The sequence below is a fragment of the Pseudomonas sp. TMB3-21 genome, from assembly GCF_054898145.1.
The window spans coordinates 2,713,523-2,737,541 of sequence record NZ_CM142718.1 but is presented as its reverse complement, the minus strand read 5'-3'; the positions used below and the strand labels follow the sequence as shown (position 1 = coordinate 2,737,541).

Genomic DNA, 24,019 nt, shown 5'->3' with positions numbered 1-24,019 from the left:
AGGGGGCTTGTCGGAATGCCGCACCACCCCGATCGGCTGCGCAGCAGTCGCCAACCTGGCAGCGCCTCAGGATGGAAAGCTGGGGCTGCTTCGCAGCCCAACGAGGTGGTGCGGCATTCCGACAAGCCCCCTCGCCACAGATAAATGCCCTTCCCACAGATAAACCCCCTCGCCACAAAAACCAATTTCACAATTCGCTTCGCACCCCATCCCCACCCGCTCGCCCTATCCACCATGCCCCGCTATACTCGTCGGCTTTTCCTGAATTACTGCCAATAGGGTCCCGCCGCGCATGGACAAGACCTACCAGCCGCACGCCATTGAAACTTCCTGGTACAACACCTGGGAGTCCGAGAATTACTTCGCCCCGCAAGGCGCGGGCGAGTCCTACACCATCATGATCCCGCCGCCGAACGTCACCGGCAGCCTGCACATGGGTCACGGCTTCAATAACGCGATCATGGACGCACTGATCCGTTTCCGCCGCATGCAGGGTCGCAACACCCTGTGGCAGCCGGGCACCGACCACGCTGGTATCGCCACGCAAATGCTGGTGGAACGTCAGCTCGAAGCCCAGGGCCAGAATCGCCACGACCTGGGCCGCGAAAAATTCCTCGAGAAAGTCTGGGAGTGGAAGGATCAGTCCGGCGGCAACATCAGCCGTCAGATCCGCCGCCTCGGCTCGTCCGTTGACTGGAGCCGCGAGCGCTTCACCATGGACGACGGTCTCTCGGAAGCGGTCAAGGAAGCCTTCGTGCGTCTGCACGAAGACGGCCTGATCTATCGCGGCAAGCGCCTGGTCAACTGGGACACCAAGTTGCACACGGCGATTTCCGACCTCGAAGTGGAAAACCACGACGAGAAAGGTTTCCTGTGGAACCTGAAATACCCGCTGGCTGACGGCGTGAAAACCGCTGAAGGTAAGGATTACCTGATCGTCGCGACCACTCGACCGGAAACCATGCTCGGCGACGCCGCCGTGGCCGTAAATCCGAACGATGAACGCTACAAAGCCCTGATCGGCCAGTTTGTCGAGCTGCCTCTGGTGGCCCGCCGCATCCCGATCATCGCCGACGATTACTGCGATCCCGAATTCGGCACCGGTTGCGTGAAGATCACGCCGGCACACGATTTCAACGACTATGAAGTCGGCAAGCGCCACAATTTGCCGCTGCTGAACATCTTCGACAAGAACGCTGCGGTGTTGTCGGCCTGCCAGGTGTTCAACCTTGACGGCACGCTGAACGAAAGCATCGACGGCAAAATCCCGGCCGAATACGCCGGCCTCGACCGTTTCGAAGCGCGCAAGCAGATCGTGGCCGCGTTCGATGCCGCCGGCCTGCTGGTCAGCATCGATGATCACAACCTGAAAGTGCCTAAAGGCGACCGCTCCGGCACCGTCATCGAGCCGTGGCTGACCGATCAATGGTATGTCTCGACCAAACCATTGGCCGAGCCTGCGATTGCCGCAGTTGAAGACGGCCGCATTCAATTTGTGCCCAAGCAATACGAAAACATGTACTTCTCGTGGATGCGCGACATCCAGGATTGGTGCATCAGCCGTCAGCTGTGGTGGGGCCACCGGATTCCGGCCTGGTACGACGAATCCGGCAAGGTCTATGTCGGCCGCGACGAAGCCGAAGTACGTGCCAAGCACAACCTCGGCCCGGACGTTGCGCTGCAACAGGACAACGACGTTCTCGACACCTGGTTCAGTTCCGGACTGTGGACATTCTCCACGCTGGGCTGGCCTGAGCAGACCGAATTCCTGAAGAAATTCCACTCCACCGACGTGCTGGTCACCGGTTTCGACATCATCTTCTTCTGGGTTGCCCGGATGATCATGATGACCATGCACTTGATGAAAAACGAAGACGGCACGCCTCAGGTACCGTTCAAGACTGTTTATGTGCACGGTCTGGTAAGGGACGGGCAAGGTCAGAAGATGTCCAAGTCCAAGGGCAACGTCCTGGACCCGCTGGACATCATCGACGGTATCGAGCTGGAAGCGCTGGTACAGAAGCGTACTTCGGGCCTGATGCAGCCGAAACTGGCGAAGAAGATCGAGAAGCAGACCCGCGACGAGTTCGCCGATGGCATCGCCAGCTATGGCACCGACGCCCTGCGCTTCACGTTCTGCTCGCTGGCGTCCACCGGTCGCGACATCAAGTTCGACATGGGCCGCGTCGAAGGCTATCGCAACTTCTGCAACAAGATCTGGAACGCCGCGCGTTATGTTCTGGACAAGGGCGAAGACTGCGGGCAGAACGGCGAAACCTACGAGCTGTCGCTGGCGGATCGCTGGATCATTTCCCAGCTGCAACGCACCGAAGCCGAAGTGACCCGTCAACTGGATCAATTCCGTTTCGACCTGGCGGCGCAAGCCTTGTACGAGTTCATCTGGAACCAGTATTGCGACTGGTACCTGGAACTCTCCAAACCTGTGCTGTGGGACGAGAATGCGCCGGTTGAACGTCAGCGCGGCACGCGTCGCACGCTGGTTCGCGTGCTGGAAGTCGCGCTGCGTCTGGCGCATCCGTTCATGCCGTTCATCACCGAAGAAATCTGGCAGCGCATCGCGCCGCTCGCCGGTATTCAAGGCAAGACGATCATGCTGCAACCTTGGCCTGTGGCCAATGAAGAGCGCATCGATCCGGCCGCCGAGAGCGACATCGAATGGCTGAAGGAACTGATGCTCGGCACACGCAACATTCGTGGCGAAATGAACATCGGTCCGGGCAAGCCGCTGCCGATCTATCTGAAAAACGTCAGCGCTGAAGATCAGCGTCGCTTGACCGAGAACGAGGCGCTGCTGAAGAAGCTTGCACGTCTGGAATCGATCACCGTGCTGAAGGCTGGCGAAGAAGCACCGCTGTCCGCCACCGCCCTGGTTGGCGAGATGGAAGTGCTGGTGCCGATGGCCGGTCTGATAGACAAGGACGCCGAACTGGCGCGCCTGGATAAGGAAATGCTACGTCTGCAAGGTGAAGTTCAGCGCGTGGGCGGCAAGCTGTCCAACGCAGGTTTCGTCGACAAGGCCCCGGCTGAAGTCATCGAAAAAGAACGCGCCAAACTGGCCGAAGCCGAACAGGCTTTGGGCAAGCTGGCGGAGCAACATGCGCGGATTGCCAGTTTGTAACGGCAAATCGCAATGAAAAAGGGAGGCCCTAAATGGCCTCCCTTTTTTTGTCCAATCGCCGCAATGCCCCTGTGGGAGCGGGTTTGCTCGAAGGCGATGTGTCAGTCATTACCAATGTTGAATGTTAAATCGCATTCGCGAGCAAGCCCGCTCCCACAGGTATTGGGTTCAAAATGCTTGAATGTGGGACAATACCCGCCACTTTCAGCCATACCCGAATCGACCACGCCCATGAACGCCCCTCGCACTCCCCGCCCTGCGCGCAAGAAGCCCGACTCCGCGACCCCGGCCAATGCCGCCGAGCCCCGGGAAAAGGCCAGCCTGCACCCGCGCAATCGCCATCAGGGTCGTTACGACTTCCCGGCGTTGATCAAAACCACGCCGGAACTGGCGAAGTTCGTGATCATCAACCCGTACGGCAAGGAAAGCATCGACTTCGCCAGCCCGGACGCCGTGCGCGTGTTCAACCGGGCGCTGCTGAAGTCGTTTTACGGCATTGCCCATTGGGACATTCCGGCGGACTACCTCTGCCCACCGGTGCCGGGCCGTGCTGATTACGTGCACTTCCTGGCAGACCTGCTGGCCAGCGTCAACGATGGCGAGATCCCGCGCGGTGCACCGGTCAAGGTGCTCGACATCGGCATGGGCGCCAACTGCGTCTATCCGTTGATCGGCTATAGCGATTACCGCTGGCAGTTCCTCGGCTCGGAAATCGACCCGACTGCCGTAGCCGCAGCAAAAGCCATCGTGCAATCGAACGGGCTGAATAAAGCCATCCAGCTGCGCCTGCAAAGCAATCCCAAGCACATTCTGCTGGGCCTGCTGGAACCGGGCGAGCGCTTTGACCTGACCATGTGCAACCCGCCGTTCCACGCGTCGATGGACGAGGCGACCAAAGGCAGCGAGCGCAAATGGCGCGCCCTGGGCCGCGCCGATCCCAAGCGCAAACTGCCAGTGCTGAACTTCGGCGGGCAGTCCGCCGAGTTGTGGTGTGAGGGTGGCGAAGCACGCTTCGTTACGCAACTGATTGCCGAGAGCGCGCACTTCCAGCACAAGGTGTTGTGGTTCAGCACACTCGTGTCGAAAGCCTCGAATCTGCCGACGATCGAGACGGCCCTGAAAAAGGCCGGCGTGCTGGAAAGCCAGGTCGTGGAAATGTCTCAGGGGCAGAAGAAGAGTCGGTTTGTGGCGTGGACGTTCCAGACCAAATCCGAGCAGCAGGTCTGGCGCGAGCGTTGGGCCCGCAAGAGCTGAGTAATTGACCGCAGCAGACCAACTGTAGGAGTGAGCCTGCTCGCGATGGTTGCGTGTCAGTTATCGATGATGTCGACTGATGCGACGCTATCGCGAGCAGGCTCGCTCCTACAGGGGATTCGTGGTGTCGGCGGGTTAGTTCTAAACCCGAGACACAAAAAAACCGTGCCCGGATCACTCCGGTGCACGGTTTTTTCTAATGCGTCTTACTTGTTAACAGCGTCGGTCAGGCCTTTGGCCACAACCAGCTTGATAACTTTTTTGGCAGCGATTTCGATGGCAGCGCCAGTCGAAGGGTTACGGCCAGTACGGGCAGGACGCTCAGTCACTTTCAGTTTGCCGATACCTGGCAGAGTGATTTCGCCGCCGTTTTCCAGCTGATCAGCAACGATTTGGCCCAGTTGGTCCAGAGCGTTACGCGCGGTGGTTTTTGGCGCGTCGATAGCTTCAGCGATGTCGGCGATCAGTTGGTCTTTAGTAAGAGCCATGTAGTGTTCCTTCCCTATCAAATTCATATGGATTGCAGAGTGCAGTGTCAGCCATCGAGCCGGATCTTCTGGATCTGGCACCCTCGGCCAATAACCACGGGATCGGGGTTATAGATGCCGAAATCAGGGTTTGGTTCGACCTGACAAATGCTGAATGCACGCTTAACGCAGTGACTTCGCGTAAGACCGGGCAAAACTAGCACAGAGACGGGGAAATATCCGCCTCTAGCTACCCATTTGGTCAGCTTTATTGCTCTAAACCGGGAAAAAACTGCATAAGCAGTGCCGCACGAGCCGGAATTGGACCAAGCGCGCCCTGTAGGAGCTGCAGAAGGGTGCGATCTGTTGATCTGGTTATAACATCAAAAGATCGCAGCCTTCGGCAGCTCCTACCTTGAGCGCGCCAATCCGTTGGCCTGTCATGCCCAAAGATTGCGGTACACTGCGCGCTTTTTCGGGGAGCACGCCCTCCTCTCTTCAATCAGCCGAGAAGCCCATGCCGATCCGTCATTGCATCGTCCACCTGATCGACAAAAAACCCGACGGCACACCTGCAGTTCTTCATGCCCGCGACTCCGAACTGGCCGAGTCGAGCGCCATCGAAAACATGCTCGCCGACCTCAACGAAAGCTACAACGCGAAACAAGGCAAGGCCTGGGGTTTCTTCCATGCCGAGTCCGGTGCGCATCCGTTCAGCGGCTGGCTGAAGGAGTATTTCGACGGCGGCAAGGATTTCACCGCCTTCAGCCGTGTGGCGGTGGAACACCTGCAGAAGTTGATGGAAGAGTCGAACCTGTCAGTGGGCGGCCACGTGCTCTTCGCCCATTACCAGCAGGGCATGACCGATTACCTGGCGATCGCCCTGCTGCACCACAGCGAAGGCGTTGCAGTGACCGATCAGCTCGATGTCACGCCATCGCGCCATCTTGACCTGGGCCAGTTGCACCTCGCTGCACGGATTAACGTCTCGGAGTGGCAGAACAACAAGCAGTCCAAGCAATACATTTCGTTTATCAAAGGCAAGAACGGCAAAAAGGTTTCGGAGTATTTCCGCGATTTCATTGGCTGCCAGGAAGGCGTCGACGGACCCGGCGAAACCCGTACGTTGCTCAAGGCTTTCAGTGACTTCGTCGAAAGCGAAGACCTGCCGGAGGAATCCGCCCGCGAGAAAACCAAGACCTTGGTCGATTACGCCAGCAGTCAGGCAAAGATGGGCGAACCCATGGGTCTGGAGGAGTTGTCGGAGCTGATCGACGAAGAACGTCCGAAGGCCTTTTACGACCACATTCGCAACAAGGATTACGGCCTGTCCCCGGAGATTCCGGCGGACAAGCGCACCCTTAACCAGTTCCGCCGCTTCACCGGTCGCGCCGAAGGCCTGTCGATCAGCTTTGAAGCGCACCTGCTGGGCTCGAAGATCGAATACGACGAAGAAGCCGGCACGCTGATCATCAAGGGCCTGCCAACGCAGCTGACCGATCAGCTCAAGCGACGCAACTGATGCTGGCCGGGGTCCTGAAAAAATTCCTGCTGATTTTGCTGGTGGTGGTGGTGTACCAGAATTGGGGCAAGATCGAGCGGGTGCTCAACCCCTCGCACGTGGTGTCGGAACAGACTCAAGCCAAAGCCAATGTCGTGCTGTACGCCACTGAATGGTGTGGCTACTGCAAACTGACCCGGCGTTTTCTTGATCAGAAAGGTATTCCGTACCAGGAATTCGATATCGAAAAGAATGCCGAAGCGCGCAAGGCCTATGAGGCCTTGGGCGGGGCGGAATTCCGATCGTTGATGTGAATGGCACACTGATTCGCGGGTATGACCCCGACGCCATCCTTGCGGCACTGAAATAACGCCTAACACAATCCCATGTGGCGAGGGGGCTTGCCCCCGTTCGAGCGCGAAGCGGTCGCAAAACCTGGGGCTGCTTCGCAACCCAACGGGGGCAAGCCCCCTCGCCACAAATAAGTGTGAATTACCAAGCCTCGACCAGGTGTGAATCAGCAAGCCTCGATACGGAACCCGAACCGCGGAAAGTGCACATGCACCACACCGCCGCGCGCGTCTTCGCGACGCAGAATCAATTCTTCACTCCCTGCAAACAGCAATTCGCCGGCCACCGGATCAACACCGTAATCGGTAGCGGCAATCGTCACCTGCTGGCCAGGTTCAAAGCCGTTCGGCTCTTCGAACTGCTCATCCGGCAAGGGCGCCGGGGTCGCATCGCGCGCCACTTGCAGCGCCTCCTCGGCTGTCATCTCGCTCGAAGCGCCATGGCCGAAACCCATCACCCTGGCGAGCCATGCTGAAACCGCGGGATAAGCATCAACCAGCGGTGCAGTCACCGGCGTCGCCTTGAGGAACCACAGCGGATGAGCCAGTGCGATGTCGGCAACCGACGGCGCGCCGAACAGGAAATCACCCTGCTCGCGCTGAAGCTGCTGCTCCAGACGCGCCATGATCGTCGGCCACTGATGCCGCGCCTGCTCGGCCGACAACCGGGTGGCACTGCCACCGCTGAACAGACCGGCCCGATCCGCCAAAAACGCCTTGATCGCTTCCGGTGGCAAACTGGCGAAACGCACGGCCACTGATTCCGGCTGGAATACCAGGCTGACAGCATGCTGGAACACCACCGAATCGACCCACGCCGCGAAAGACGCGACGATCATTTCCTGGCCTTCGGGGAAGAACGCCGGCAACGCTTTCTCTTGCTCAAGCCGACGGGCGATCAACGCCGTGTCGCAGTAAATATCGGCGCCAATCTGCAACACCGGCGTCTTGCGATAGCCGCCGGTCAACGCTGTCAGATCGGGTTTTGGCATCACCGGGGAAATTTTTACCGAGCGCCAGGACAAGCCTTTGAAACCCAGCAGGAGTCGGGCCTTTTCGGCGAACGGGGACGTCGGGTAATGATGAAGGATCAACTCGGACATGCTCGGCTCCGCCGCTGGAATAGGAACCCGCAGCTTAGCGCGCAAATCGGTAGCAGCCTACAGATCTGCCTGATGGGAACTGATCAGTCAGATTGATAAGACGCCAGCGGCGCTCGCCACAAGGCATTCCTTGGCGCTTTTCTTGAGTTTTTTGATCAGACGTTCCTGGCGCAGCGCTTCGCTTCTGTCGCAGCAAGCTTCGGTGTAGACCAGCGCTACCGCCGGGCTGGAGAGAAAAAATCGCGCGCCCTTGCCACTTTGATGCGTGGCAAAGCGACGTACGGGATCATCGCTGATCCCGCAATACAGTGAGCCATTGGCTGCGCGAACGAGGTACACAAACCAGGGTTTGCTCACCGGTGGCGGCTCGACGGCAAGGGTGGACGATTGGGTTGGGGTTTTCACGTGACGATTGAGGTTTGATCAGGACAAGTGGCGATCTTATCAGCGACCGGCCTGAAATGCCCTCAGCCCCTTCAACGCTTGAGTACGAACAGCGTTTCTGACCAGCGGCGTCCAGCCCAGCAGCAAGCCCTTGAGGCCCAGCGCCTGACGCGACCAGGCCCACAGATCGAAATGGTCATGGTGCTCGCAGATCTTGCCCTCGCGAAAAACGAACCGCGCCTGTATGTCATTGACCACGGTGTTGCCGGTCTGGCTGAACAAATAAGTCGCCACCCAATGGGCGCCGCCCGTGCGCTCATCGCTGCGAACATTATCGAACGTCAGCGAGAAGTCTTTGGCCCGGGTGGTTAACATGCGCCACATGTCGCAGGCATCACGCCCGCGCAATTCGCCAAAAGCCGGGTCGCTGAACACCACGTCGTCGGTGTAGCAGGCGCTCATGGCCTCGGCATCCAGGCGTTGGAAAGCCTGGTAGAAGCGGGTAATTAACGTGTTGTGGGCATCACTCATTGGAATACTTCGCACGCAGGTCAGTAGCCCAGCACAATAATTCGCAGCGCCGTTAAAGACCACGGTTATTCAGCGCAGGAATACGGTCGCAGCGGTTTTCGCGTGAATGATGCCCCAAGCGGATTACAGGTACACGACATCCAGTGTCGCGCTACCGTCCAGGCGGATTTCATCCGTGGTCATGGTGGGTTTTCTTACTGTCGTTGCAATTACCAGGTCAGCCAGCAGATTTTGTACGGCGGCTGGTATATAGCCCGGGGCGCTGACCGACCTCATCCAACCGGGTTGCCAGACTGTATCTGGCGAAGCATGGAACCAGGTATTGCCATTAGCCGATTCAATAAGCAGACGATCCGTGCCGTCAGCGATCGCGTTCTCCATCGTCAGCCCATAATTGCCAAGCTTCTGGTTATCGGCACTCAAACCCAGACCGTAAAGGGATGGGGTATCCCATCCGTCATTGGTGGCGCTACCTTTTCTATTATCGGTACTTTTTATTGCGAAAAACGTAGATGCAGCGCAATCGACCTTTAACTGCAGCGTTACTTTTTCGAGCTTGGTATTCCAGGCCAGATCCTTTATTGAAATCTTCCCATGATCCACTACTCCACCATTCGACAACTCCGGCGTACAGGCGGAGGGCGTGATAAGACCTGTAACGGTCAAATCCGCACCTGGTGCGGCAAATGCGTTCGATGCACCGGCCAGGAGCAATGAGGCAGCCATCAAGCTTAACTTTTTATTCATTTACTCAGTCCTTAAGATATTTCATTGAATGCGAAATCTATGCGCGCAAATATTCCTACAAAGACAAATTCGTATGAATCGACCGCGCAAGCTTCGACAACAATGTAAGCCGGCAACTGCCCAACAGAAATACAACTAATACGAATCTGGCCTGTCAGGCTCGGCATCTGTAACAAACAAAGGCCAGCCACACAATTTATTGAACAACCAACTATTATCTGATGGGGCCACTGCAGAAAGAAATCAATGCACCATACCGCTTTCGCGCGCATAGGCAAAAAGGTCCACATCCGTGGACACACCCAGTCGTTGCATGGCCATATTTTTCTGTTTGCTGATGGTAGAAACGCTACGTTGGAAACAGGCGGCAATTTCGCTCACGGTCATACCGCTGGCGAGCATTCTGACAACCTCACGCTCTTTGACCGACAGCGTTGCAGAGAGCGACTGTGCCTCTGTGCCGCAGTGCGCCAAGGGCACGCGGAATAGTTCGCTGATGAACCCCCTGCCCTCGCTCACCGACTTGATCGCCATAGGCAACTCTTTTGCCGAGGCGCCTTTGGCGACAATCGCCATTGCCCCCTGATCGATGGCAGATCTGAGTGTCGGGGCATTAGCCAACATCGTGACCAGAATGATCGGTAATCTCGGGTAGCGACGATGCAAAGTACAGATCAACTTCAACCCATCGGCCTGCAAATCCCCCGGCATGCAGAAGTCCGTGATCAGAAGATCGCAAGGCGTATGGGAGAGAAGGCTCAATAAACTGTCAGGCCCCTCTGCCTCCCCCACTACCACGCACGTGCGGGTTACATCGACGAGCATTCGCAGACCGATGCGAACGACGGGATGGTCGTCGGCAATAATTACGCGCATTGTCGGATACGTCCTTTGGTGAGTGGAAGACGCGAAAATAGCGCCGTCCTGCTCCCGCGACAACGCCACCTCCCAATTGGCGGATTGAGTTCACCCAACGCGTCAGGGCCTTCGATCCTTCTCCTATAAAACAAAAGGAATCGCCTTACGTTGTTTCAAGCTTATAGACGACAGGGCAAAGGCTCAGAAGACTACAGAGCTAACGATTTGAAGCCCGTAACACTCGTTCATATATGGCTCGCTTAGTTTCGTATTAGTTGTATTTCACTGAACTGACGGGACCGCTATCTTGCGCTCTCTCCCAAATGGGGCAACTAACAATCAAAAAAGGAAGAGTCAAAACATGCTCAGACATTTGTCCGTCCTGACAGCCGCAATCCTGCTAACCGGCACCTCGTCAGTATTTGCCGCGTCTACCACCGACCTGACTGTCACCGGCATTATTACCCCAGCGGCGTGCACACCTGGGCTGGCCAATAACGGCAATATTGATTACGGGAAGATTGCAGCGAAAGACCTTAATCAAACCCAAACAACGTTTTTGGGCCGAACACCACTGCAAGTAAATATCGAGTGCGACGCAGCAACCCGGTTTGCATTGCATCTCGTAGATAACCGCGCAAGTTCGACGCTGTTTCCTGGCGTAATGTACGGCCTGGGTATGACCAACTCCAGTGAAAAACTGGGCGCGTTCGATTTGTCCTATTCCGACGCAGTCACTGAAAACGGTGCGACGTCGATGGTCGCCTCGGTCAATCAAGGAACAACATGGGATAGACATGACGAGGGTGATGGAACTCCTCCCACCATGTGGACGGCTGCTGGAGATAAATCCACCGGAAGCTGGCTACCCGTCGCCACTAAAAATCTCACGATGAATATGAACGTTGGCGCATTTATCGCGCGCGCCGACAGCCTGACTCTAACGGATGAAGTGTTGATCGACGGCTCGGCAACTCTCGAAGTGAAGTACCTGTAGCGCATGGCCAACAAGCGGGTGGCGGGCAATCTGCCGCGCTGCCCGCTTGATCAACCTAAGCGTTTACATATCGCTCCCATTTCTGGAAATGAAACGAGTCACGTCATGACGATTTTTTGCACATTCGCACGACCCTTGATTCCTGTCGCCTTGGTCGCAGCGACGCTGCTGTCGTCCCTTCAGGTGCATGCCGACGGCATGGTCCCGAACACGTCGGTTGTGATAGTCAACGAAGCTGACGGCGAAGCTTCGATCTCGGTGACCAACACCGACAGCAGCGTGGCGTTGATGCACGTCACCGTTGAAAACATTCCCGAGGACACCGAGTCGCTGGTGTTCGTGACGCCGCCGCTGGCACGCGTCGAGGCCTCGCAAACGCAACTGGTGCGGTTCATCTTGCAAACCGAAAAACCTCTGCAGACCCAGCGCCTCAAACGGGTGATTTTCGAGGGCATCCGGCAAGGCAAGGCTGCCGCAGCGCCAGGCCACGCCCGCGTCGGCGTGACGGTGCGGCAGAACCTGCCGGTGATTCTGCACCCCAAAGGCCTGGCACCCAACCGTACGCCCTGGACGGATCTGCAATGGTCACTCAAAGACGGCCAACTGACCGTAGGCAATGACACGCCATACGTGGTGCGGCTAGGCCAGGAGGTGCAATTGTTGCCGTCCGCCGCCACCGCAATGTTGCCCAGATCCTACGTACTGCCTGGCGAACACATCCGCATTCCAGTACCTGAGTCGGCGGCCACGCAAGTGCGGTTTCAACCCGCAACTGTCTACGGTTTTGCCGTGCCGCACTATGAGGCGGACATCAAGATCTGAAGCCGTAGCACTTTCACCGCGCACCGAAGGAACCGTGAGCGCAGATGCTTCCAGCGACGGCACTTTAACCATCGCCACGCGGCTGCATGACGCCATGGCGAAACTGGGCGGCACGCTGAAATAACCCAAGTGAAACCCCAATGAACACTGTGAGGATTTACCGTGATGGCGAAGCCATGCCTGGTACTCAAGAGTCCGCCGCGCGAGCATGGCTGCGGCAAGCGGCGCTCGTGTCCGTGCTGCTGAGCAACGCTGCGGTGATGGCCAATGCTCAAGGTGCGTCGCCGACGTCGTTCGACCAGCACACGCTGATACAACGAGGTATCGACCCGGCGCTGGCCACCTTGCTGATGCAAGCGCCGCAATTCACACCGGGCACCCATCCGGCGACCCTGACCGTCAACGGCCGGCGCCACGGCCGGGTCGACGTCACGTTCGATCGTGAAGGCGTACTGTGCTTCGACCGCGCACTGCTTGACGCGGGCAACTTGAAGGTGCCCGAGCGTGTACTCGACGACGGACGCTGTTTTGACTTCCTCAGCACCTCGCCGCAAGCCGTAGTTGAAACGGATCCGGCGAACCTTGCGGTGTCATTGCTGGTGCCCACTGACGCGATTCGCATCGCGGCCCGGGATTTTTCCGGTTATCAAACGGGCGGCGTGGCCGGTTTGCTCAATTACAGCGTGACGGGTCTGCACAACCGTTCCGGCGACCAAACCAGTCGGTACGCATCGGCCAACACCGAGCTGGGTTTCAACGCCGGCGACTGGATCGTCCGCAGCCGTCAGGTGCATACATGGCAGGACGACCTGTCGCGCACTAACCACATTGCTGCGTATGCCCAGCGCACCTTCGCCCGTCAGGAAGCGGTGCTGCAAGCGGGCCAGATCAGTCTCTACAATCCGGTGCTGGCCGGAGCCCAGATAACCGGCGTGCAGGTCCTGACCGAGCAAGCGTTGCAGGGTGAAGGTCAGAAGGCCGTCATCGAAGGGATCGCTCACAGCCAGGCGCAGATCGAAGTGCGGCAGAACGGCGCACTGATTCATTCCACCGTGGTGCCTGCCGGGCCGTTTACGCTTAACGATGTGCGCCGCCTCAACAGTCGCACCGATGTGGAAGTGACCGTCAAGGAAAGCGATGGCAGCGAACGCAGCTTCATCGTGCCCGCCGCGATGCTCGGCGTCGGTTTGCCAGCGCCCGGCTACTCGCTGGCGGCGGGTCAGTTGCGCAACAGCAACGACGAGCAAGCCGGCAATCCCTGGGTGATCAGCGGCGGCTGGAGCGGCGCACTTCACCCGCAAGTGCTGCTGGGCGCAGGGCTCACCGGTGCCGCCGATTACCATGCCGCGGGTGCCAGTGTCGGTCTGTTGCTCTCACCCGATACCCAGCTGCATACCGCGCTGACCGGCGCTGAAGCCAGCGGCAAACAGCACAGCACAGGTTTGCAGGCCGATCTCACCGCTTCGCACCGTTTGGGCGAGCATTGGGCGCTGAGCGCCGGCAGTTCTTATCGCACGTTCGGCTATCGGGAGCTGGAAGATGCGGTGTTCGGCGAGAGCTCCGACGGCAACAAATCCCGCTATCGCGACCAGCAAAGTCTGGGCCTGTCGTGGTCACACCCGTGGCTGGGCGCTTTCAGCAGCGGGTTCAGTCGGTCCGCTTCATTTGACGGCCTCAGTAGCAGCCGCGCCTTGGCGTCATGGGGCACCCACATCGGCGGTGTGTCGGTTTCAGCAACGGCCGAATGGCAGCTTAGCGGGGCGGCGCGCAGCGATGACAGCGTTTACCTGAACCTGAGCATGCCATTGGGACAGAACCGGCGGGGGCGCTCCTGGGTGCGCAGTTCGGCGGGCGAATACCGCAGCGGCATCGGCGTGAACGAACAGCTCACCGACCAATTCGCTTATCGGGTCGGCGTCGAACACGACACTCGCAACAGGCAGGCGCAATCTTCGCTCGGCGTTTCGGTGCTGCCGCGCTACAGCCAACTGGACTTCAATTACACCCGCGCCAATACCGAACAGTCCAGCTATCAGGCCAGTGCGCGGGGTGGCGCGGTGTTGCACGGTGGCGGCTTGACCTTCTCGCCATATCCGATCAGCGACACCTTTGCGCTGCTGTCCGTCGGCGACATGGGCGCCATCAAAGTGACCACGCCAAGCGGCCCGGTCTGGACTGACTGGCAAGGTCAGGCCGTGGTCGCGAATGTCAGCGCTTACGGGCGCAGCACCGTCGAAGTCGATACCAAAACCCTGCCACGCAATGCCGACATCCATAACGGGCTGGCGGTAATTTCGGCGGGCCGAGGGGCCGTCGACACCGTCGAATTCGGCATCAGCACCACCCGCCGTGCGCTGCTCAAAGTCGTCACCGCCAATGGCGCGCCGTTGCCGCGCGGGGCTGCGGTGAATACCGAAGCGGGTGAATTCGTCACCCTGGTGCAGGACGGTGGCCTGGTGTTTTTGCCCAACGTACTCGACCGGTCCGCGTTGTGGATTACCGCACCCGGCCTGGAGCGTTGCGAACTGCTTTTCGAACTGCCGGCCGACGCCGACGCCGAGGCGTACTACGAGACCACCACCGCCAAGTGCCGGGCACTTTGAGGATGACTCCATGAATCTCTCCCGCTACTTACTGTTGCCCCTCATCCCGTTTGCCCTGGGCGGGTTCACCCCACTGGCGATGGCAGCCGCGGATGACTGTCAGTTGAGCGTGAGCCAGTCAGTGCTCGACTTCGGACTCATGAACCGGGCGATACAGCCTGAATCTGCCGCTGAACGCCTGCTTGGCGAGCGCCCGGTGAACCTTACGCTCAGCTGTTCGCAAGCTGTCGACATGAGCGTGTTCTATCGAGCCATGGCGGCGACGGCCGAGCGTTTTCATTTCGCCGAACGCGGCAGTTACCGGATTCGGATTCGCGATGCGCTACTGGATGGCCGATCGGTGGACATCGGGCTGATTGCCGGCGTCGGTCAAGCGCCAGTGGAAAGCGCAGCGAGCCTGATCTGGCGACCTCACCACGCAGTCATACCCGTACAGGCTGGCGTGCCGACGCAAGGCCATCGTTTCTCAGCGCACCTGGAAGTAAGCGCCTCGGTCGAGGAGCAAGGGATGCGGGTGCGCGATGCGGTGACCTGGGAGGCTTCCGGTGTGTTCGACGCCGTATCCGCCGGCCGCAGCCAAGACCTCAACCTGCGGGCCCGTTTTGCCCCGGCGGCGTGTGAACCATCACTGTCCAGCGGTGGCCTGGTCGACTTTGGAACCCTGTCAAAAAACGACCTGAACAACGACAAAAGCACACGACTGGCGGCCAGGTCGTTAACGCTGCGCGTGACCTGCGATGCACCCACGATATTCGCCCTCACCATGCAGGACAACCGCCTCGGCTCGGCCACGGTCAACAGCGAAATTTACTATGGACTCGGCACAGACAGTCGCGTCAACAGGATCGGCCTCTATTCACTGAGCATCGACCCAACCGACGCCAGCGCCGACAGCTTTTCCCGTCTCTACCGAACCGACTCCACCACCAATGGCAACGCCTGGAGCACCGCCCAATCGAAGCCGATTTCGATAGGCCAGAAGAGCTACCTGGGTTTCACCGACAGCGCTGGCAGCACGGCCGGGCCGGTGGCCATCCAGAACCTCACGAGCACCGTGACCGTTGATGCCGTCATAGCGCCCCTGAATAGCCTTGATCTGAGCACTGCCGTTGAGCTCGATGGCTCGGGAACCCTCGAAATCATTTACCTGTAACACCCAAACGAGCCCTGCCGAATCCGCGGTGCATGTTGCACTTTTGGTTAGTGGGACAACTTCAATCAAAGAGAGTAACAAGATGAAAAAAACCCTTACAGCATTCGCTACCACCGTCCTTCTGGGCGCCATGCCCCTTGCATGGGCCGCTTCCAGCACCGACTTGACGGTCACCGGCACCATTACCCCGACGGCATGCACACCGCTTTTGTCGAACGGCGGAGTTGTGGACTACGGCAAGATCGCCGCGAAAGACCTCAATGAGACGACAAACACAATCATAGGCAGGGACACGCTGCAATTGACTGTGAACTGTGTGGCGCCGGTCCAGTTCGCCCTCGCGCCCGTCGATAACAATCCCGGGACCGCATCGAACGGGGACTGGTGGGGCCTTGGGCTGACGAACGCGGCAGAACGGCTGGGCTTTATCGTCACGACCATGAGTAATACGCTGGCCGACGGAAAACCCGCGCAGACAATTATCTCGACCAACGACGGCAGCACCTGGCATGCCCATCATCACATGAGACCTGGGCGCCTCCTTTCCGTGGCTTCCAGTGCCGATCCGACCACCCCGCTGGCAGCGCAGGATATGGGGATTGATCTGCTGGTCACTACCCACATTGCTCCGACCAACGGACTGACCCTGATAGACGATGTCGTTATCAATGGGTCTGTAACATTTGAAATGAAGTACCTGTAAGCGCCAATCGCTGAGCCGCTCGCTGACCAGCGAACGGTTCAGCACAGCGCCGTGACAGCTTCAAAGGTCGGGCTCTATCCGCTGCATATTGAGCCCGCTGACACTTGCAGACCGTTATCGCACCGACCGCCGGGCTGGACGTGAGTGGCGACGTGCAACTCGACGGCTCAGCGACGCTGGACGTTGTGTAACTCAGACCTTTTCGCTGACCGCTTGAACGTAGAGCGATCGCCCGGCGCCGAGGCCGGCGACGATTGCACCCAGGCCGATCACGCCGAAGATCCAGCCGACGGCCGACCACCCACCGGTCCAGTCGTGCACAACCCCGACCGCGAATGGTCCCATCGAGGCGAGCGTGTAGCCGAAGCCCTGAGCCATGCCCGACAGGTTGGCGGCGACGTGGGAATCGCGCGAGCGCAGCACGATCAACGTCAGTGCCAGGCTGAATGCACCGCCCTGGCCCAGGCCCAGAATAATTGCCCAGCCCCACAGGCCTTCGATTGGTGCGTACAGGCAACCGAACAAGCCGCCGAGAACCAGCGCCATGACCACCACAATCGCCAGTCGCTGGTCCTTACCGCGCGTGGCCAGCCACGGTGCGGCCAGAGAACTCGCCAATTGCACAATCACTGAGCCCGAGAGCACCAGGCCGGCCTGGGTCGGCGTCAGTCCGCGGCCGATGAGAATCGACGGCAACCAGCCGAAAACGATGTACGCCAGCGACGATTGCAGGCCCATGTACAAGGTCACTTGCCAGGCCAGTCGATCGCGCAACAGTCCGCGAACGCGATAAGCCACTTGATGCGCACCGTGTTTCGGTCCGACCTGGGGTAACCAGAAGATCGCCGCGACCACCGCCGGAATGACCCAAATGCCGAGACCTACTGCCCAGCTATGGTCAAAATGCTCGCTCAATGGCACGGTCGCGCCCGCTGCCATGGCGGCGCCCAGACACAGGGCCATGGTGTACACCCCGGTCATGGTGCCGGCATGTTTGGCGAAGTCACGTTTGACGATGCCCGGCAGTAAAACGCCAATCACGCCGATACTCGCCCCGGCCATTACGCTGCCAGCAAACAGGCCGATCTGACCGAACGAGCTGCGCACGATAATCCCGGCGGCCAGCGTCAGCAGAATCCCCAGCACCACCCGCTCGGCGCCGAAACGACGTGCGAGGATCGGTGCCAGCGGTGCAAACAGACCCAGGCAAAGCACCGGCAGCGTAGTCAGAAGACCGGCCTGCGCGGCGGATAGCCCGAGGGCTCTGGAGATTTCGCTGAGCATCGGCGCCATGCTCGACAGCGCCGGGCGCAGGTTCAGTGCCACCAGGATCAGGCCCAGCAACAGCAGCCACGGGCGGCGCAGTAACGGGGGGCGTTGCTGGACTTCGTCGTCATCAGCTTCGGCGTCGATCAGCAGCTCTTCTAGCTCAGCCGTGCGCTTGTTTTGTTGCGTGTTACTGGACATGGATTTCTCGGTTTCAAGGTTCATTGATCAACCGCCTCGACAGGGCTTTGGCCCGTTCGGGGTCGCATTGCTCTACGGCATCAAGCAGTTCGATATGCAAATCGAACAGTTCCTGGCGTCGCGGTGTGATGTTCAGGCAGTGGCGCAATTGCGCACCGACAATGCTGGAAAAATAGCCATACAGCTCGCTGAGCGCGGGGTTGTGCGCGGCGGCTACCAACCGGCGATGAAACACCAGATCGCAGGCGATATACGTGTCGAGGTCGCCGTGATAATGGCTGCCGCTGACGCCGAGCGCCTCGCGCAGCGCTTGCAGATCTTCATCCGTGCGGCGCAGTGCAGCGAGACCGATCGCCTCGACTTCAAGGATGTGCCGCGTCTCGCGCGCTTGTTCAGCCGTACAGCGCGACAAGGCCTTTACGGTGTCGAGCGGGTCAACCACCGCCCGCAGGTAACTGCCATCTCCCTGGCGGATCTCGATCAAACCGCTAAACGCCAGCACGCGCATCGCTTCGCGCACGGTGTTGCGACTGATGCCCAGCTCTGCCGACAACTCGGGCTCGGTGGGCAAACGCTGGCCGACGACCCAGGCACCTTGGTTGATTCTCAGGCGAAGCTGATCCAGCGCCTGGTCGACCAGGGAGCGTTTAACGAGTGGAGAAATGTCTGACATGGAATCCGCCCTTTCATCCAATCATAGGATGAATTTTCTGACATGTTAGTCAGCTTCGCGTAGGACGGCAACCGTCTACCGTGAATGAGTACCAAAAGGAGCGGTGTTTTCGATTAGTCAAAATTACCCTTTAAGGGTAATTTTAGGGATGGGTTAACGGCTTCTTATGGAGAAGAACACGCCTCATTACGACTTGGCGGTTGTAAGGGAAGAGGTCAGACGGCAAGGCGCCAAAGCGTTTACCCACGTCGCGTTGAGGTCTGGCAAGCGTATGGGACTGAACCTGCGGGATATGGAGTCAGTCATTTGCTCGCTGGAACGTCGGATGCTCTACAAGTCGATGACTTGCTACGCGGATCACCGAAGGTGGCAGGACGTTTACCACACTAAATTTCATGAGATGGAGCTCTATATCAAGGTGACGTACTGCCCCAAAGGCGGCCCCCCGGTGATCTCTTTCAAGGAGCAAAACATATGAATACTCGGCAATGTATGAGTTGTGGTACTCAACACGCCATGCAACATTTCGAAGGTCGCAGTCTTAGTGTTGATTACAGGAACGTGTCACGCTGGGTACACGACATCGTCGGCTGGGAGTGCAAAGTCTGCGGCGAAATCATTTTCGATCATGATACTGATAGCGCCCAGCGTTACTCCGACGCTGGCGATAAACTCCTGGAAGACTGCTTTCAGATCATGGGAACAGAGATGAAGCGCATCCGCCGCAAACTGCACCTCACACAAAAGGACGCAGTAAAGCTGCTTTCCGGAGGTGGGCATAACGCGTTTTCGCGCTACGAGCGAAGTGAACTCGCCCCTCCACAGGCGCTGTACACGCTAATGCGATTGTTGGATCGTCATCCCCATTTGCTGGCAGAAATCCAGTCCCTCAACGGAGGCTCTGAGCTGAAACGTCTACTTGCCGCGCACTTCCCTGAACAGGAAACCGTGCTGGCGCCCTGACTGCCAAATGACCGGCAAAAATAAACCCGGAACGTTATCCGGGTTTATCTCACTGCCGTGTTTTGATCAATGCAAAATCTGGCTCAAGAACAACTTGGTCCGATCATTCTGCGGGTTATCGAAGAAGTCATTCGGCGACGCCTGTTCGACGATTTCACCTTTGTCCATGAAGATCACGCGATTGGCCACGGTACGCGCGAAGCCCATTTCGTGGGTGACGCACAGCATGGTCATGCCGTCTTCGGCGAGGCCGATCATGGTGTCCAGAACTTCTTTCACCATCTCCGGATCGAGGGCCGAAGTCGGTTCGTCGAACAGCATGATTTTCGGCTTCATGCACAGGGCGCGGGCAATCGCCACGCGCTGCTGCTGACCACCGGACAACTGCCCCGGAAATTTATGCGCCTGCTCCGGAATGCGTACGCGCTCCAGGTAATGCATGGCGATTTCTTCGGCCTTGCGCTTGGGCATCTTGCGCACCCACATCGGCGCCAGCGTGCAGTTCTGCAAGATGGTCAGGTGCGGGAACAGATTGAAGTGCTGGAACACCATGCCCACTTCGCGACGCACCGTTTCGATCTGTTTAAGATCGTTGGTCAGCTCGACGCCATCGACCACGATCCGGCCTTGCTGGTGTTCTTCCAAGCGGTTGAGGCAGCGGATGGTGGTGGACTTGCCGGAACCCGACGGGCCGCACAGGACGATACGTTCGCCCTGCTTGACGTTCAGGTTGATGTCTTTCAACACGTGGAACTGGCCATACCACTTGTTCACGCCCTGCATCTGAATAATGCCTTCAGGGCTCACAGGCTGTTTGATCGCTTCACTCATAAACTACGCTCCTAACGCTTGTGGCCAGTGTCGAGCTTGCGTTCCAAATGCATGGAATAGCGCGACATACCAAAACAGAAAATCCAGAACACCAGGGCCGCAAACACGTAGCCTTCAGTGGCCATACCCAGCCATTTCGGGTCGGCGGCGGCTTGTTTGACGCTGTTGAGCAAGTCGAACAGGCCGATGATGATCACCAGGCTGGTGTCCTTGAACAGCGCGATGAAAGTGTTGACGATGCCCGGAATCACCATCTTCAGGGCTTGTGGCAGGATCACCAGGCCCATGCTGCGCCAGTAGCCGAGGCCCATCGCTGCAGCGGCTTCGTACTGACCTTTGGGAATCGCTTGCAGACCACCGCGCACCACTTCGGCGACGTACGCCGACTGGAACAGGATCACGCCGATCAACGCCCGCAGCAATTTGTCGAAGTTCATACCCTCGGGCAGGAACAGCGGCAGCATCACCGAGGACATGAACAGCACTGTGATCAACGGCACGCCGCGCCAGAATTCAATGAAGGTCACGCAGACCACCCGAATCGCCGGCATGTTCGAACGACGCCCCAGCGCCAGAACAATCCCCAGCGGCAACGCACCGGCGATGCCGACAGTTGCGATCACCAGGGTCAGCATCAAGCCGCCCCATTGGCTGGTCGACACGGTGCTCAGACCGAACACGCCGCCGTGCAGCAGGCACCAGGCAATGATCGGGTACAGCACGAGGAAGCTCAGGCCGTACACCGCTTTACGTGGGAAGCGCGAAATGAACAACGGCGCCACGCCGATCACCGCCAGCCACACGGTCAGGTCCACGCGCCAGCGCATGTCCACCGGGTAATAGCCGTACATGAACTGGCCGAACCGCTGCTGGATGAACACCCAGCAGGCGCCTTCCTTGGTGCAGTCCGCTTGGGTGGTACCGACCCAGTTGGCGTCGATGACGGCCCAGCCGAGGATCGGCGGAACCACCAGGTAGATCAGGTAAAACGCAAACAGGGTCAGCAGGGTGTTGAGCCAGCTGGAGAACATGTTCGCGCGCATCCACGCCACTACCCCGATACTGCGGTTCGGTGGCGGCATGTCCGGTTTGAAAATATGAGTACTCATGCGCTTTTCCTTACCGCTCGATCAGCGCAATGCGCTTGTTGTACCAGTTCATCAGCAGAGAAATGCTGATACTGATCGCCAGGTACACGCTCATGGTGATGGCAATCACTTCGATCGCCTGTCCGGTCTGGTTCAGCACCGTGCCGGCAAACAGCGAGACCATTTCCGGATAACCGATACCGGCCGCCAGCGAAGAGTTTTTCGCCAGGTTCAGGTATTGGCTGGTCAGCGGCGGGATGATCACGCGCATGGCTTGCGGGATGATGACCTTGCGCAGGGTCGGACCGTTGCGCAGCCCGAGCGAGTGCGCCGCTTCGGTCTGGCCGTGACTGACCGACTTGATGCCCGAACGCACGATCTCGGCGATGAACGCCGCGGTGTACACCGTCAACGCCAGCGTGAGCGCCAGCAGTTCCGGAATCAGCACCCAGCCACCAACGAAGTTGAAGCCCTTGAGCTCGGGCATTTCCCAATGCACCGGCGCGCCGAAGATCAATGCGCACAGCGCTGGAATCACCAGCAACAGCGCCAGGCCGACCCAGAATTTGTGGAAGGGTACGCCGGTCGCTTCGAAACGTTTATTGGCCCAGCGGCACATCATCACGATGGCGACGATGGCAATAACGACGCTCACCACAAACGGCCAGAAACCTTCCGACGCCAGCGCGGCCGGCATGTTCAGGCCACGGCTGCTGACGAAGAACGTGTCACCGAAGTTGTGGCTGGCGCGCGGCCCCGGCATGGTCAGGAACACCGCGAAATACCAGAACAGGATCTGCAGCAGCGGCGGAATGTTCCGGAAAACTTCCACGTACACCGTCGCCAGTTTGGCAATGATCCAGTTCTTCGACAGCCGTGCCACGCCGACAATGAAGCCGAGCAGTGTCGCCAGAATCACACCGATAAATGTCACCAGCAGTGTGTTGAGCAAGCCGATGACAAAGACGCGGGCGTAGCTGTCTGATTCGGTGTAGCCGATCAGGGTTTGAGCGATGCCGAAACCGGCACTGCGCTCCAGAAAACTGAAGCCGGAGGTAATGCCCCGGTGTTCAAGGTTGGTTTGCGTGTTATCGAACAGAAACCAGCCCAGCGAGACCACACCAATAATGGTGACGATCTGAAATACCCACGCACGCACTTTAGGATCGCTGAGGCTGAACCTCTGCTTTGGTGCGCCGATTGAATTTTGCATGAAGTGCCCCGGATGTAATGGAACAGAACATCACCCGGCGGTTGGCCCACCGGGTGATAGAACCATCAGCGCACTGGTGGTGCGTATTGAATGCCGCCGTTGTTCCACAGAGCGTTCAGCCCGCGGTCGATTTCCAGCGGAGTGCTCTTGCCAAGGTTCTTCTCGAACACCTCGCCGTAGTTGCCCACCTGCTTGATGATCTGAACCACCCAGTCTTTCGGCAGTTTCAGGTCTTTGCCGTATTCACCGTCAGCGCCGAGCATACGAGCCACGTCCGGGTTCTTGGTGGCTTTGGCTTCGGCTTCGACGTTCTTCGAAGTGATGCCGGCTTCTTCAGCGTTGAGCATGGCGTAGCCAGTCCAGCGCACGACAGCCAGCCACTCGTCGTCGCCATTACGCACGACCGGGCCCAATGGTTCCTTGGAAATGGTTTCCGGCAGAACCACGTAGTCCTTCGGCGCGGCCAGCTTGCTGCGCTGGGCGAACAGTTGGGACTTGTCGGAGGTCAGTACGTCGCAACGACCGGATTCCAGCGACTTGGCGCTTTCGTCGGAGGTGTCGAACGTGATCGGGGTGTATTTCAGACCGTTGCCGCGGAAGTAGTCGGAAACGTTCAGCTCGGTCGTGGTACCGGCCTGGATGCAGATGGTTGCACCGTCCAGTTCCTTGGCACTTTTCACGCCCAGCTTGTTGTTCACCAGGAAGCCGATGCCGTCATAGTAGGTAATGAAGCCTGGAAATTTCAGGCCCATGCCCGCATCACGCGAACTGGTCATGGTGGTGTTGCGCGACAGAATGTCGATTTCGCCGGACTGCAGCGCGGTGAAACGCTCTTTGGCGTTCAACTGGCTGAATTTCACTTTGTTCGCGTCGCCGAAAACGGCAGCGGCCACTGCGCGGCAGAAGTCAGCATCGATGCCGAGGATCTTGCCGGTAGCATCCGGTACCGAGAAACCCGGCAAACCATCGCTGACGCCGCACTGTACGAAACCTTTTTTCTGCACTGCATCCAGGGTCGCGCCCGCCTGAGCGAACCCACTGACGCCAAGCACTGCGGCTGCAGTCACGACGGCCAGGGTGGATTTCAACATCTTCATTCAAACCTCCAGTTTTGCTCTTGTTGTGTCGGAGCGTGAGTCCAGTCGCACCCTTATGAGGCGTTGTTGACCCGT

At 58.7% G+C, this 24,019-nt stretch carries 22 protein-coding genes and 1 pseudogene; 11 read left to right on the top strand and 12 right to left on the bottom strand.

Features of this window, described 5'->3' with window-relative positions; translation table 11 throughout:
* Positions 1-292: 292 nt before the first annotated feature.
* Together ACYZTS_RS12660 and rlmF are read left to right on the top strand one after the other, a co-directional pair.
* Complete coding sequence (locus tag ACYZTS_RS12660; RefSeq protein WP_461996231.1) at positions 293-3,139, top strand: valine--tRNA ligase; 2,847 nt, start codon at positions 293-295, stop codon at positions 3,137-3,139.
* A gap of 231 nt (positions 3,140-3,370) precedes the next feature.
* A complete protein-coding gene (gene rlmF / locus ACYZTS_RS12655; protein WP_461996229.1) occupies positions 3,371-4,393 on the top strand; it encodes a 23S rRNA (adenine(1618)-N(6))-methyltransferase RlmF in 1,023 nt (340 codons plus the stop codon).
* 206 nt (positions 4,394-4,599) lie between these two features.
* Here rlmF and ACYZTS_RS12650 read toward each other — a convergent pair whose 3' ends face one another.
* On the bottom strand, positions 4,600-4,881 hold the full coding sequence (locus tag ACYZTS_RS12650) for an HU family DNA-binding protein (RefSeq protein WP_007905514.1): 282 nt from the start codon (positions 4,879-4,881) through the stop codon (positions 4,600-4,602).
* Positions 4,882-5,377: 496 nt separating this feature from the next.
* Between ACYZTS_RS12650 and yejK the strand changes: the two genes are divergently transcribed.
* Both yejK and ACYZTS_RS12640 read left to right on the top strand, forming a co-directional pair.
* Positions 5,378-6,382 (top strand): nucleoid-associated protein YejK, encoded by a 1,005-nt coding sequence (gene yejK, locus ACYZTS_RS12645; RefSeq protein WP_461996227.1) that lies wholly within the window; start codon positions 5,378-5,380, stop codon positions 6,380-6,382.
* Positions 6,382-6,731, top strand: a pseudogene (locus tag ACYZTS_RS12640) (glutaredoxin family protein). Before yejK ends, ACYZTS_RS12640 begins: the two are co-directional and overlap by 1 nt.
* Before the next feature lie 147 nt (positions 6,732-6,878).
* Here ACYZTS_RS12640 and ACYZTS_RS12635 read toward each other — a convergent pair.
* The 5 genes from ACYZTS_RS12635 to ACYZTS_RS12615 form a co-directional block, all read right to left on the bottom strand.
* Complete coding sequence (locus tag ACYZTS_RS12635) at positions 6,879-7,814, bottom strand: glutathione S-transferase family protein (protein WP_461996226.1); 936 nt, start codon at positions 7,812-7,814, stop codon at positions 6,879-6,881.
* 87 nt (positions 7,815-7,901) lie between these two features.
* Positions 7,902-8,219 carry a GIY-YIG nuclease family protein gene (locus tag ACYZTS_RS12630; protein WP_028620857.1) on the bottom strand — a complete coding sequence of 106 codons (318 nt, stop codon included), beginning with the start codon at positions 8,217-8,219 and terminating at the stop codon, positions 7,902-7,904.
* Positions 8,220-8,258: 39 nt separating this feature from the next.
* Complete coding sequence (locus tag ACYZTS_RS12625; RefSeq protein ID WP_461996224.1) at positions 8,259-8,729, bottom strand: nuclear transport factor 2 family protein; 471 nt, start codon at positions 8,727-8,729, stop codon at positions 8,259-8,261.
* A 123-nt stretch (positions 8,730-8,852) separates the two neighbouring features.
* Positions 8,853-9,476: a DUF1120 domain-containing protein gene (locus ACYZTS_RS12620; RefSeq protein WP_461996222.1), complete on the bottom strand. Its 624-nt coding sequence runs from the start codon at positions 9,474-9,476 to the stop codon at positions 8,853-8,855.
* Between the two features lie 243 nt (positions 9,477-9,719).
* Entirely contained in the window at positions 9,720-10,352 is a 633-nt protein-coding gene (locus ACYZTS_RS12615) for a response regulator (RefSeq protein ID WP_461996220.1), read from the bottom strand.
* A 343-nt stretch (positions 10,353-10,695) separates the two neighbouring features.
* On the opposite strand from ACYZTS_RS12615, the gene ACYZTS_RS12610 reads away from it, so the two are divergent.
* The 5 genes from ACYZTS_RS12610 to ACYZTS_RS12590 all read left to right on the top strand — a co-directional run bounded on the left by ACYZTS_RS12610 (position 10,696) and on the right by ACYZTS_RS12590 (position 16,612).
* Positions 10,696-11,331 (top strand): DUF1120 domain-containing protein, encoded by a 636-nt coding sequence (locus ACYZTS_RS12610; RefSeq protein ID WP_461996219.1) that lies wholly within the window; start codon positions 10,696-10,698, stop codon positions 11,329-11,331.
* Positions 11,332-11,436: 105 nt separating this feature from the next.
* Positions 11,437-12,153, top strand: coding sequence for a fimbria/pilus chaperone family protein (locus tag ACYZTS_RS12605; RefSeq protein WP_461996217.1), 717 nt, complete (start codon positions 11,437-11,439; stop codon positions 12,151-12,153).
* A 140-nt stretch (positions 12,154-12,293) separates the two neighbouring features.
* Entirely contained in the window at positions 12,294-14,756 is a 2,463-nt protein-coding gene (locus ACYZTS_RS12600) for a fimbria/pilus outer membrane usher protein (RefSeq protein WP_461996215.1), read from the top strand.
* 10 nt (positions 14,757-14,766) lie between these two features.
* Positions 14,767-15,909: a DUF1120 domain-containing protein gene (locus ACYZTS_RS12595; protein WP_461996213.1), complete on the top strand. Its 1,143-nt coding sequence runs from the start codon at positions 14,767-14,769 to the stop codon at positions 15,907-15,909.
* A gap of 82 nt (positions 15,910-15,991) precedes the next feature.
* The gene (locus ACYZTS_RS12590; protein ID WP_461996211.1) at positions 15,992-16,612 is read left to right on the top strand and encodes a DUF1120 domain-containing protein; all 621 of its coding nucleotides are present in this window, start codon (positions 15,992-15,994) and stop codon (positions 16,610-16,612) included.
* A 192-nt stretch (positions 16,613-16,804) separates the two neighbouring features.
* Here ACYZTS_RS12590 and ACYZTS_RS12585 read toward each other — a convergent pair whose 3' ends face one another.
* Both ACYZTS_RS12585 and ACYZTS_RS12580 read right to left on the bottom strand, forming a co-directional pair.
* Positions 16,805-18,103 (bottom strand): CynX/NimT family MFS transporter, encoded by a 1,299-nt coding sequence (locus ACYZTS_RS12585; protein ID WP_461996209.1) that lies wholly within the window; start codon positions 18,101-18,103, stop codon positions 16,805-16,807.
* The gene (locus tag ACYZTS_RS12580) at positions 18,093-18,752 is read right to left on the bottom strand and encodes a FadR/GntR family transcriptional regulator (protein ID WP_461996208.1); all 660 of its coding nucleotides are present in this window, start codon (positions 18,750-18,752) and stop codon (positions 18,093-18,095) included. Before ACYZTS_RS12580 ends, ACYZTS_RS12585 begins: the two co-directional genes overlap by 11 nt.
* A gap of 166 nt (positions 18,753-18,918) precedes the next feature.
* On the opposite strand from ACYZTS_RS12580, the gene ACYZTS_RS12575 reads away from it, so the two are divergent.
* Both ACYZTS_RS12575 and ACYZTS_RS12570 read left to right on the top strand, forming a co-directional pair.
* Positions 18,919-19,230 (top strand): type II toxin-antitoxin system MqsR family toxin, encoded by a 312-nt coding sequence (locus ACYZTS_RS12575; RefSeq protein ID WP_461996206.1) that lies wholly within the window; start codon positions 18,919-18,921, stop codon positions 19,228-19,230.
* Positions 19,227-19,715 (top strand): type II toxin-antitoxin system MqsA family antitoxin, encoded by a 489-nt coding sequence (locus tag ACYZTS_RS12570; protein ID WP_461996204.1) that lies wholly within the window; start codon positions 19,227-19,229, stop codon positions 19,713-19,715. The genes ACYZTS_RS12575 and ACYZTS_RS12570 overlap by 4 nt, the downstream gene beginning before the upstream one ends.
* 66 nt (positions 19,716-19,781) lie before the next feature.
* Here the strand turns inward: ACYZTS_RS12570 and ACYZTS_RS12565 are convergent, their stop codons facing one another.
* The 4 genes from ACYZTS_RS12565 to ACYZTS_RS12550 form a co-directional block, all read right to left on the bottom strand.
* Complete coding sequence (locus tag ACYZTS_RS12565; protein WP_028620844.1) at positions 19,782-20,546, bottom strand: amino acid ABC transporter ATP-binding protein; 765 nt, start codon at positions 20,544-20,546, stop codon at positions 19,782-19,784.
* 11 nt (positions 20,547-20,557) lie between these two features.
* Positions 20,558-21,655, bottom strand: a complete 1,098-nt coding sequence (locus ACYZTS_RS12560; protein WP_461996202.1) for an amino acid ABC transporter permease — start codon at positions 21,653-21,655, stop codon at positions 20,558-20,560.
* Positions 21,656-21,665: 10 nt separating this feature from the next.
* Positions 21,666-22,847: an amino acid ABC transporter permease gene (locus tag ACYZTS_RS12555; RefSeq protein ID WP_461996200.1), complete on the bottom strand. Its 1,182-nt coding sequence runs from the start codon at positions 22,845-22,847 to the stop codon at positions 21,666-21,668.
* A gap of 65 nt (positions 22,848-22,912) precedes the next feature.
* Positions 22,913-23,944: an amino acid ABC transporter substrate-binding protein gene (locus ACYZTS_RS12550; RefSeq protein ID WP_150580620.1), complete on the bottom strand. Its 1,032-nt coding sequence runs from the start codon at positions 23,942-23,944 to the stop codon at positions 22,913-22,915.
* Positions 23,945-24,019: the final 75 nt, after the last annotated feature.